Genomic DNA, 11,519 nt, shown 5'->3' with positions numbered 1-11,519 from the left:
TTCGGCGGTCTCTGTCAAGGAGCCGCGGCATCAGACCAATTCCAGTCCTTCCCCAGACGGACCGTCTCACGGATGAGGATGTCCAGATCATGGTTCGTGGTCCGGTGGTTGGTGATGCACACCCGCAGGGCGTATGTGCCATCGATCACCGTGTACGATGGGGCTGCCAGGCCCCCTTCGTGAAGGCGCAGGAGGAGTTCCTTATTCAAGGCATCCAGCGCGGATGGATCCGTGAGTCCGCCCCGGTACCGAAAACACACGATGTTCAGGGGGACATCGGAAACACATTCGAGGTCCGGGTTGTTTGCGACGATGTGTTCCAGGTACCGCGCCTGCCGGACATTCTGCTGGATCATCCTGCCGAATTTGTCGATGCCGTATTCCTGGATCGCCATCCAGACCTTCAGTGCGCGGAACCCGCGGCTGAGCTCGATCCCGTAGTCACTGAACCAGAGATCGCCGCCGCCGATGCCGCGCTTCCAGATAGTGCGGGGTGAGGGCGAATGTCGTCCTGTGCAGGTCCGCGTCACGGACGAGCGCGCATCCCACCTCGTACTGGAGATACATCCACTTGTGCATGTCGAACGCCAGCGAATCGGCACGCTCCATGCCTTTGACGAGGTGCCGCAGGTCCGGCGCCAGCGCGGCAAGCGCTCCGAAGGCTCCGTCCAGGGACGACGTTCACTGTGCCGGCATCCGACCACGCAGAAAGGATGATCACCGCGCTTGCGGTCTTCGAGTATCGCTGTTCGCAATGCCGCCGTGTCAATGGTGAGATCCTTGCGTGTCGGGATCATGCGCAAGGCCTGGTGCCCGAGTCCCAACAGCTCCGTGGCCTTCTGGATGGAACTGTGTGTTTCCACGGACGCGTAAAGCCGCATGGGGCGCGGCGCGTGTCCGACCCCCTCCGTCCGGATATCGAACCCTGCTTTGCTGTTCCGCGCCACCGTGAGTCCAACAAGATTGGCCATCGAGCCACCGCTGACAAGGAGTCCGCTCGCCCCGGTTGGGAAGCCGAGCATCTCTTTGCACCACGAGATCACCTGCGATTCAACCAGGCTTCCCGATTGCGACCCTCCGCCCTGATTCAGGTTGATCCCGGCCGCCAACATCTCGGCGAGCATTCCCGTCACGGTGCCGTTCCCCATGACCCCCAGAATCTCGGGTGCGTGTTTCCCGTAGGATAGGGAAGGACGGTGTCCTTGAATCTTGCGTAGACCTCCGCCGCATCGGTCGGCCCGTGCGGCAGCGGCTGATGGAACCCATCCCGGATCTCTTCGGGGATCGGTCGCCAGACGGGTCGCACCCGTGCCGTTCGCAGGTACTCGACCATGTCGTCAACCATCTGCTTCCCCAGCGTACGGATCGCGTTCCAATCCTCGGGGTCAAGGCTCTCTTCCTGGTGCAGTTCCGGATCTGCCATGGTGTTCGGTGGTGTTGTGGAGAATGTGATGGCGAAAGGATGACCCGCCAACTCACTATAACACGGCTGATCAGGAAATGTTCCGGCTCCGCGTCCGCTTGTTTGCCACACGCGATTCCGCTATATTGTTATGAAATGGCGATTTTCACTCCTTCCCTGGACAACGTTCAACCATGATCCGGTGATCGTTGTCCGCGGACAATTGACGCAACACACAGTCCTGCTCCACTATGCCCGACGAACGTATCGTAGAACCACGGCTCCTGCGCGGTTTCCGGGATTATCTCCCCGCACAGATGAACGCCCGCCTCAAACTCATCGCAACCATCCGCCAGGTGTATGAGCGCTACGGCTTCCTGCCGCTGGAGACCCCCGCGCAGGAGTACCGCGTCACCCTCATGGGGTATGGCGATGAGAACACCAAACAGATCTTCGGCTTCACGAACCCCGAAGAAGAAGAAGTCGCCCTGCGGTTCGACCTGACCGTTCCGCTCGCGCGGGTGGTCGCCCAGTACCCGGACCTCCCTCTGCCGTTCCGGCGCTATCAGGTTGCACCGGTCTGGCGCGCCGACAAACCCGACCCCGGACGCTTCCGCGAGTTCATACAATTCGATCTCGACTCCGTCGGCTCATCGTCCCTTGCGGCCGATGCGGAGATCATCTGTGGCATCTACGATACGCTCACCGCGTTGGTGGACGACCGCTTCATCCTGCGCTTCAGCAGCCGGAAGGTCCTGAACAGTCTCCTGGATTTTGCCGGCATCCCGCGCGAGATGGCGCACGGCGTGTTCCGCATCCTCGATAAGCTCGAGAAGATCGGGATCGAGAACGTCGCGAAAGAACTGATGACCGGCCGCATCGACGTGTCGGGCGACAAGATCCCCGGGCTCGGACTGGCCGAAAGCGCAGTGACGCGCATCCGCGAGTTCCTCGCGATCCCGCGCGGGACCCGGAGCGCAACCCTCGAAGCTCTCGCCCGGCTCTTCAGCGGTGTACCCTCCGCGGAGGAGGCGGTCAATGACCTCAGCTTCATCTGCACGTCCCTCGACGCTCTCGCGATCCCGGAAGCCACCGTTGTGCTCGACCTGAGCATCGCGCGCGGACTTGATTATTACACCGGCCCCGTCTTTGAAGCCCAGCTCCTCGATGCACCGGAGATCGGCTCGGTGGTTGGCGGCGGACGTTACGACGGCCTCGTGGAACGTTTCCTCGGGCGGAAGATCCCTGCTGTCGGTGCATCGATCGGCGTGGACCGGCTCTTCGCGGCGCTCCAGAAGCTTGGCCGCCTCCCCGCGCAGAGCGCCACCGCACACGCCCTCGTGACCATCATGGAACCGGCGCGACTGGCGGACTATCAGCGCCTGACACGCCAGCTCCGGCAGGCAGGCATCAACACGGAAATGTATCTCGGCGAAGAGAAAAGCCCCGGGAAACAGTTGCAGTATGCCAACCGCCTCGGTATCCCGGTCGCGATCCTGATGGGGAGCAATGAGTTCGAGAAGGGCGAGGTGACGGTGAAGGACCTGATCCTCGGCGGACAGTTGCAGGAGAAGAAGAAGTCGGCCGCAGGCAAGGACCGCGAGGCCTACCTGGCGGAGACACGCACGGTGCAGGTGACCGTTCCTGTCGACGCATGCGCGCAGACCGTCCTGGACGTGCTCGCGCGCCATTCCATCCATCCCGGACGCTGAACGGAGACAGAGCATGGCCAGGTCGATACAGGTTGATGGCGCGACACTGACGATCGATCGGGTGGTGGCCGTTGCGCGGGGCGGTGCTCCTGCCCGCCTCGCCACGTCAACGCGCGCTGCCATGCGGCGCTCCCGCGAGTGGGTCGAATGTGCGGTCCGCGATCATGCCGTCGTGTACGGCGTGACCACCGGCTTCGGCGCCTTTCAGAATGTCTCTGTTCGCCCCGAACGTCTCCGCGAACTTCAGCGCAATCTCATCCTCAGCCACTGTGCGGGCGTCGGCGCACCCTTCGCCGAAGAGATCGTCCGGGCAATGCTGTTGCTCCGGGCCAACGCGCTTGCGCGCGGACATTCCGGGATCCGCATCTCGACCGTTGAACGCCTCCTCGATATGCTTAATCGCGGTGTCCATCCGGTCGTTCCCGAGCAGGGATCGGTGGGATCCAGCGGTGACCTTGCCCCGCTGTCGCACGCCGCCGCGGTCCTCATCGGCGAAGGCGAAGCATTCTATCGAGGGAAGCGCATGACCGGCAAGGCAGCCATGCGTGCGGCGGGGATCGAACCCGTGGTCCTGGAAGCCAAGGAAGGGCTGGCGCTGAACAACGGCACGCAGGCCATGACCGCTGTCGGTGCGCTTGCCGTCTATGATGCCCGCCGGCTTGCGGACATTGCGGACATCGCCATGGCCCTCAGCCTGGAGGCGGTGAAAGGGAAGAGTACACCCTTCGCCGAGAAGGTCCTTGCCACACGTCCGCACGCCGGACAGGCCCGCGCTGCGCGGAACATCCGCGCCATGATCCGCAACAGCCGGCTCGTGGACCGTGTGGACCATGACACCCGTTCCAAGGTGCAGGATTCGTACTCCATCCGCTGCGCTCCCCAGGTGCATGGTGCGTCGCGCGATGCGATCGAGTATGTGGCCGGCGTGGTGGAGACCGAAGTGAATTCCACCACGGACAATCCCCTCATCTTCCCTGACTCCAACGAAGTGTTCAGCGTCGGCAATTTCCACGGCCAGCCGGTGGCGCTGGCCATGGACTTCCTCGCGCTTGCCGTTGCGGAACTCGGCAACATCTCCGAGCGGCGTACGGCGAAGCTTATGGACCGGCAGCACAGCTGCGGGCTTCCTGCGTTCCTCGCGGTGAACGGCGGACTCGAATCCGGATTGATGATCGAACAGTACGCTGCTGCCGCGCTCGTGTCCGAGAACAAAGTGCTGATCCATCCTGCCAGCGGAGATTCCATCCCGACATCGGCGAACCAGGAAGACCACGTGAGCATGGGAACCATCGCCGCACGCCAGGCACGGCAGGTGATCCAGAATGTGGAACGGGTGCTCGCCATCGAACTGCACGGGGCCATCGAGGCACTCGGGTACCGCTCCGAGCGGCCGGGCGACGGTACGCACAAGGCGTCTAAGCTCCTGCGTGAGGTCGTGCCACCGCTGCGCGGCGACCGTCCTCTGTCGGGCGATATCGAGGCGATCGTGACCTTCATGCGCGGCAAAGAACTGACCGATATCCTGAACTGACCGGACATTCGTCCGATCATGTGCCCTGTGAACTTCCGGAGGTGACCATGAGTGTCTGGACCGCCAACGCTGACCGCTACACAACCTTGCCTTTTCGCCGTTGTGGCCGGAGCGGGCTCCGCCTTCCGCCGATCTCGCTCGGACTCTGGCACAATTTCGGTGGGGTGGACACGCTGGAGACCGCCCGTGCGATCATCCGCCGCTCCTTCGACCTCGGCATCACGCATTTTGATCTCGCGAACAATTACGGCCCGCCTCCCGGCTCTGCGGAAGAGACCTTCGGCCTGCTCATGAAGCAGGACCTCCTGCCGTACCGTGACGAACTCATCATCTCCACGAAAGCCGGTTACTGGATGTGGCCGGGTCCGTACGGGGAGTGGGGGTCGCGGAAGTATCTCCTCGCCAGCCTCGATCAAAGCCTGAAGCGGATGGGGCTCGAGTACGTGGACATCTTCTACTCGCACCGCTTCGATCCCGAGACACCGCTCGAAGAGACCATGGGTGCGCTGGATCATGCTGTGCGGTCCGGACGCGCACTGTACGCCGGGATCTCGAGTTATGGTGCGGAGCATACGCGCAAAGCCGCCGCGCTCCTGCGCGAGATGGGCACGCCCTGCGTGATCCATCAGCCGGTGTACAATATGTTCAACCGCTGGATCGAACCCGATCTGCTCGGCGCGCTCAACGACGAGGGTATGGGGTGCATCGTATTCTCTCCGCTTGCGCAGGGAATGCTGACGACGAAATATCTCGGCGGCATCCCGGCGGATTCGCGGGCGGGCAAGCCTCATGGATTTCTCCGGCCGGAGCACGTCACCGATGAACGGCTCACGAAGGTGCGCGCCCTCGACGCCATCGCCCGCGGCAGGGGGCAGTCGATCGCCCAGCTTGCGCTCAGCTGGGTGCTGCGCCATCCGGGAGTCACTTCCGCACTCGTCGGTGCAAGCACCGTAGCCCAGATGGAAGAGAATATTGCCGTTGCCTACGCCCCGCTGCTCACCGCCGATGAACTCGCAGCGATCGAGAAGATCCTGGCGTAGCAGGGCGGCGGCCGGCGGAACCCCGTGCCCTTCCGGCATGTTAGGTAAAGAAAGGGAGATATGCGTATGCGTGGTTTCGGGTCGATACTTCTTGCTCTGATGCTCTTCAGCGTCACCGCTGCTCCCGCCCAGAAGGTCCGCGTCTTTGTTCTTGCAACGAAAGGATTCGTGAGCGTGGAGAAGGTGAAGAAGACGGATGAGGAATGGCGGAAGATCCTGGCCCCGGAGGTCTTCGAGGTCACCCGCCAGCGTGGAACAGAACGGGCATGCTCCGGCGCGTATTGGTCGCATCATGAAGCCGGATCGTATTCCTGCGTCTGTTGCGGCCTGGATCTGTTCACGTCGGACTCCAAATTCGACTCCGGCACGGGATGGCCGAGTTTCTTCCAGCCGGTGGCAAAGGAGAATGTGATCGAGGAGCAGGACCGGAGCTTCGGGATGGTCCGGACGGAGATCCTCTGTGCAAAGTGCGATTCCCATCTCGGGCACGTCTTTGAAGACGGCCCACGGCCCACCGGGCTGCGATACTGCCTCAATTCCCTTGCCCTGAAGTTCACGCCGGCCCCAGGCGCCCCGAAATAGGCATTGTCCGCCGCAGGCAACCGTCCCACCGGGGCCGGGCGGTTGCAACTGTGCATGCTGAACGGTATCTTTTCGCAGTATCCTCACATTCCAGCATCCCCGGACAGACGATTGCCACGCAGGAAGATACTCTTCACATCCAGCTTCACTTCCTCGTTCATTCTTGAAGACGCTGAGATCCTGCGGGGCCATGGCGAGGTCACGCATCTCCTTACACGTTCCCCGGCGGACCTGCTCCACCTTCCCCATGCGGTATCCCGTGCAGATGTGACCTTCACCTGGTTCGCTTCAACCTATGCGAGCGCCGTGGTCGGGCTTGCCCGGCTGTCGGGCAAACCGAGCATTGTCGTCCTCGGCGGGGCGGATGTCGTCACACGTCCGGCCATCGGCTACGGACTGGCGAATACGCCATGGAAGCGATGGCTGCTGATCCGCACGCTGCGGAACGCCACACGCTTGCTTCCCGTCGATCCCACGCTGCGCGATGCAGCGCTTGCCTTGACTCCCATCCGCCCCGAAGCCATCACGGTGATGCCGACGGGCTATGACGAGGCCTCCTGGCTTCCGGGCCAGAAGGAATCTGATCTCGTGCTGACCGTTGCGGGATGCGAGACTGAAGAACGCATGAGGGTGAAAGGTATCGACCGGTTGCTTGCCGTCGCGAAGGGGATGCCCGACGTCCGCTTTGTGGTGATCGGTATCGATCCCGCGATCGAACATCTCCTTGCACCGTTGCGTCCTCCGAATGTTCAGATCAACGGCCCTGTGGCACGCGAGGAGTTGTTGCCATGGTACCAGCGTACGTCGGTGTACTGCCAGCCTTCGCTGAGTGAAGGGCTCCCGAATGCGATGTGCGAGGCAATGCTGTGCGGCTGCATCCCGGTCGGGACGGATGTCGGCGGCATGCCGTATGCGATCGGCGATGCGGGCATCGTCGTGCAGGCCGGAAACGATGAGGAACTTGCCGCCGCCATCCGTGTAGGGCTCCGATCGTCCACCGACAGGCGCGCACGTGCGCGTGCACGCATCGCGCAGGAATTCCCACTCGTCAAACGCCGTGAGGCACTGGCCGCGCTGCTCGGGGAGTTGTGTCCGTGAAACGGCCTCTGCGCAATCTCCTGTCTCTCGCCTGGTCCGATCTCGGAAGCCGTGCGATCGGCTTCTTCATTACCGTGTATCTTGCCCGGGTCCTTGGCCCTGCGGCGTACGGACTGGTGGGCGTCGGATTCGCGGTGCTCGGCCATGCCCAGTTGCTCTCGAGTCCCGGTATGCAGGTGGTCGAGGCGCGCAACGCTGCGCGGCCGGGCATGATGGACGCGGTCCGCTTCGGTGGCGTCGTCAGCGTGCGCGTCCTCCTTGCCGTGTGCGTGTTGGTCCCTGCCGGGGTCGTGACCCTGTTGCTCCCGTTGGATGCACAAACGACGGCGGTGATCGTGTGGAGTCTCGTGGTGCTTCTGCCGCTTGCCATAGCGCCCGATTGGTTCCTTCAGGGGCGCGAACGGATGGGCCCCATGGGCACGGCACGGGTCTTTGGCTACGCGGTGTATGGCGCTGTGGTGTGGTTGCTGGTCGGCGCACCGGAAGATGCTGCGATGGCGCCGGTTGCGTATGGTGCGGGGATCCTTGCGACAGCGACGGTGTTGTGGCTGGTCGTGCGAAAGGAATTCGGGCTTCCGCATTTCAGGTTCGATGTTCCCCTCTGGAGGTCCATCCTGCGGGAGAACTTCCCGGTCGGGATCGCGATGTTCGTGGGACAGCAGGTGATGAACCTTCCTCCCATCCTGCTGGCGGCAATGCGGACGACGACGGATGCGGGTGTCTATACCGCCGCATTGAAACTCGTCTTCCTCTTGCTGGCGCTCGACAGGGTCCTGAATGCGTTGTTGCTCCCTGCATTGACGCGGGTTCGTGAAACGCGCCCCGCAGATCTGCTGCATGTCTCCGGACTTGTCGCAAGGTCCGTGGTGGCCCTTGCCGGACTCATCGTCGTACCGGGGATGTTCATCGCCCCCTTGATGATGCAGATGGTGTTCGGGAACGCCTATGCGGATGCCGGAATGATCGCACGCATCCTCCTGGTCTATGTCGGACTCACGCTGGTCAATTCCGTTGCCGTGTGTCTGCTCCTTGCTTTGGGAAGGGAACGCATCTATAGCCGCGCGATGATCATCGGATCAACTGTTCTTGCCGCGGCCATGGTGGTGTTCACCCCATGGTGGGGCCCCGCGGGTACGGCCCTGGGAGCCGTTCTCGGCGAACTCGTGACCGTCTTCCTGATGATCAGGTATGCATCGAAGGAGGTGCAGGCTTTCACACGTGAAGCATTCCTCCGGCCGCTGCTCGCAGCCGGGGGCGCGGTGATACCGGGGTGCGCTCTTGTGGGATGGTCCGCTCCCGTCGCCGCTGGTGTTGCCGTTACCACGTTCGCTGCGATCGCCATAGGTTTGAAGGTGTTCAATGGCGCTGATCTGGCGTATCTCAAGGAGCGCTTCCTGTGAATCTGTGCGCAGGCATAGCCGGCTCTTCGGCCCTCTGGGAACACATGCTCCAGCGGGAGGGATTCCCGTGGACCCATGTGGATCTGACGACCGGTGACGGTGTGGAAGGATGTAGTGTCGTGATCGTGACCTCGCCGACCGACCGCGCCGGCCTGGATACTCTTGCGCAGTTCCTTCATCGCGGAGGGGCCGTGCTCGCCGCCGCTGCGCATGTTGCCGGCCTGGGTGGCTCCACGGTGCGCAGGGAGGAACTTGCGTATCTCGTGTCCGATGGCGATCCGGTCTTCCCGACGGTCCGGCTGATCGACCTCGACATGGAAGGCCAGGTGCCGCGTGAAGCACGGCACCTCCGGACCCCCGGCGGGATGTTTGGTGTCTTTGCCGGGCCTCTCGCCGGCGGTTTCGCGGTCCTTCTGCCTTTCGATCCCGGAGAGGTGCTGTTCGGCACGCGCACCGTGGACCGCGCTTTCTACGCGCGGCATGACCGGCTTCCGACGGAACGCGTATCGCGCGTTTCCCGCGGAGAGATCTCGTCGCTCATCCATGATGCGCTGGCATTCCTGCATCACGCACGGTCCATCCCGTACGCACACCTCTGGTATTATCCCGGCACGCGCCGCAACGTGCTCTCGTTCCGCATCGACACGGACGGATCGGAACGGGCGGACATCGACGGTCTGTACGAAATGTTGCGGTCGGCTTCCGTGCCGGCGACATGGTTCCTCGACGTGTCGGCACATGAGGATTGGCTGGCCCATTTCAAGAGGTGTGAGGGGCATGAGATCGGGCTGCATTGCTACCGGCACCGGCTCCATGAAGATCTCCGCGATCAGGAATCCGACTGGCAGCGCGGGCTTGCGCTGATCAGGGCCGCAGGGTTCTCTCCCGTCGGAATGGCGGCGCCATTCGGCGCGTGGTCGCCCGCAGTGGGGCAGGTGATCGACCGGCTCGGTCTGTCGTATTCGTCCGAGTTCTCGTACGCGTATGATACATTCCCTGTGGTGCCATCGGTGCCGGGTGGTGCGTTGCGGACGCTGCAGCTTCCGATCCACCCGGTGAGTACCGGAAGTTTGCGCCGTGCGGGCTTCAGCATCCCTCATATGAAAGAATACTTCGTTGCCGCGGCCGAGTCGCTGCTCGCACGCGACCTTCCGTTGGCGTTCTATCATCATCCGACACAACGCGCCCCGGGTGTCTTCGAAGCATTGTTCGACCATATCCGCGCGCGTGGCATCTCACCGGTCCGTATGGATGCCATGGCGCAATGGTGGTCGGGCAGGATGGCTCTGACCCCTTCCTTCCGGACCGACGGTGGGATCCTGGAGGCCGCAGCGGCCGGGAGGATGCGCGAGGCTGATGCCGCGATCCACATCGTGTTCCCGTCCGGTGAAGATGCTCTTGTGGAGGCCGGGTCCACGATCGAGCTCCGGACCGTCGACAGGTCGCCGCGGCAGCAGCACATCGTTCCTGCCGATGTCCGCGTCATCAGAGAGTTCGATCCGCGCCGTACATTTGGTGACATGTTCACATCGTTGCTCAGGAGGTTGGCGTGACCGTTCATATGATCACCTATCATGCCGTCTCGATCCTGCACGGCGGCCCACGCACGCAGATCACCGAAACGGCACGTCATCTTGAAACGCAGGGCGTCCGCGTCCGGTTCTTCGATCCCTGGTCACCCTTCCGGCCAGAGCCAGGGGATATCGCGCACATCTTTGCCGCGAACATCGGCACGTATCATATCGCACGAGAGATCAAGGCCCTGGGCGTCCCGTTCGTGGTCTCGCCCATCACGTATTCAAGCCACGGCTCCTCGTTCATCCGCCGCGCCCGTGCCGCATCACGCATCATGCAGCGCGTGGGGCCGGGTATATGGACCGACTACGCGCTCTGTGCCGATATCTGTGCTTGGGCGGAGCGTGTGCTTCCGAACACAGAGGCGGAAGGGGAGTTGATCAGGAACGGGTATGGTGTGCCTCCGCAGCGCGTACGCGTTGTGCCCAACGGGGTGGATGAGCGTTTTGCATCGGGCGATCCCGACCTTTTCCGGAAAGTCTATGGGATCGAGAAGTTCATTCTGAATGTCGGACACATCGGGCACCGGCGCAAGAATGTGCTGCAACTTATCCGTGCGCTGGGTGCCATCGACTATCCCGCTGTGATCATCGGGCGGATCATTCAGGGGCCGTATGGTGATGCATGTGTGAAGGAAGCTGCGAAGCACAAACACATCCGGCTCATCGACGGGCTCGGGAACGACTCTGCGATGCTCGCATCGGCATACGCTGCCTGCGAGGTCTTCGCCCTTCCGTCGCTCTTTGAGACCCCGGGCATCGCTGCGCTCGAGGCCGGACTCGCGGGAGCAAAGATCGTGATCACGCCGCATGGCGGCACCAGGGACTACTTCGGTGCAATGGCGACCTACGTTGAGCCGGATGACGAGGGATCCATCAGGCAGGGGATCGAGGTTGCGCTCCGTACGGCGAAAGACACGAAGCTGAAGGAGCACATCGCCGGCAAGTTCCTGTGGAAGCACGTTGCTGCGAAGACGGAAGCCATATATAAAGAGGTCACGCGGTGCTAATCGGCTGATTTTTGAATGAATGGCTGATATTGTGCAGGCCGGGAGAAATCCCGGCCTTTTTTTGCGCTATTCTGAGGCATTTTCGGGGGATCGGATGGCGTGGATGTTGCAGGAAAGTAGTGTACGGACTCTGCGCGGATGGATCCGCCACCGTGCTGAGACGCCCCGAA

The 11,519-nt window shown here is 62.6% G+C and carries 8 protein-coding genes and 1 pseudogene; 8 read left to right on the top strand and 1 reads right to left on the bottom strand.

The features are described from left to right. Positions 1–14: 14 nt before the first annotated feature. A pseudogene (locus tag IPI01_07910) lies at positions 15–1,423 on the bottom strand (amino acid decarboxylase). 296 nt (positions 1,424–1,719) lie between these two features. Between IPI01_07910 and hisS the strand changes: the two are divergent. The 8 genes from hisS to IPI01_07870 all read left to right on the top strand — a co-directional run bounded on the left by hisS (position 1,720) and on the right by IPI01_07870 (position 11,349). Next, on the top strand, positions 1,720–3,114 hold the full coding sequence (hisS, locus tag IPI01_07905; GenBank protein ID MBK7257713.1) for a histidine--tRNA ligase: 1,395 nt from the start codon (positions 1,720–1,722) through the stop codon (positions 3,112–3,114). 13 nt (positions 3,115–3,127) lie between these two features. Continuing rightward, positions 3,128–4,645, top strand: coding sequence for a histidine ammonia-lyase (hutH, locus tag IPI01_07900; protein MBK7257712.1), 1,518 nt, complete (start codon positions 3,128–3,130; stop codon positions 4,643–4,645). Between the two features lie 47 nt (positions 4,646–4,692). After that, entirely contained in the window at positions 4,693–5,685 is a 993-nt protein-coding gene (gene mgrA, locus IPI01_07895; protein MBK7257711.1) for an L-glyceraldehyde 3-phosphate reductase, read from the top strand. A 60-nt stretch (positions 5,686–5,745) separates the two neighbouring features. Continuing rightward, positions 5,746–6,267, top strand: a complete 522-nt coding sequence (gene msrB / locus IPI01_07890; GenBank protein MBK7257710.1) for a peptide-methionine (R)-S-oxide reductase MsrB — start codon at positions 5,746–5,748, stop codon at positions 6,265–6,267. Between the two features lie 111 nt (positions 6,268–6,378). Then, positions 6,379–7,365 carry a glycosyltransferase family 4 protein gene (locus tag IPI01_07885; GenBank protein MBK7257709.1) on the top strand — a complete coding sequence of 329 codons (987 nt, stop codon included), beginning with the start codon at positions 6,379–6,381 and terminating at the stop codon, positions 7,363–7,365. Beyond that, positions 7,362–8,765 carry an oligosaccharide flippase family protein gene (locus IPI01_07880; protein MBK7257708.1) on the top strand — a complete coding sequence of 468 codons (1,404 nt, stop codon included), beginning with the start codon at positions 7,362–7,364 and terminating at the stop codon, positions 8,763–8,765. Before IPI01_07885 ends, IPI01_07880 begins: the two co-directional genes overlap by 4 nt. Continuing rightward, complete coding sequence (locus IPI01_07875) at positions 8,762–10,318, top strand: polysaccharide deacetylase family protein (protein MBK7257707.1); 1,557 nt, start codon at positions 8,762–8,764, stop codon at positions 10,316–10,318. The genes IPI01_07880 and IPI01_07875 overlap by 4 nt, the downstream gene beginning before the upstream one ends. Beyond that, complete coding sequence (locus IPI01_07870) at positions 10,315–11,349, top strand: glycosyltransferase family 4 protein (GenBank protein MBK7257706.1); 1,035 nt, start codon at positions 10,315–10,317, stop codon at positions 11,347–11,349. The genes IPI01_07875 and IPI01_07870 overlap by 4 nt, the downstream gene beginning before the upstream one ends. The last annotated feature ends 170 nt before the right edge of the window (positions 11,350–11,519 follow it).

Source organism: Ignavibacteriota bacterium (assembly GCA_016707525.1).
In the GTDB taxonomy this organism is placed as follows: domain Bacteria; phylum Bacteroidota; class Ignavibacteria; order UBA10030; family UBA6906; genus JAGDMK01.
Note: the sequence above shows the minus strand (reverse complement) of the source record. Positions and strands in the feature narration are given on the sequence as shown.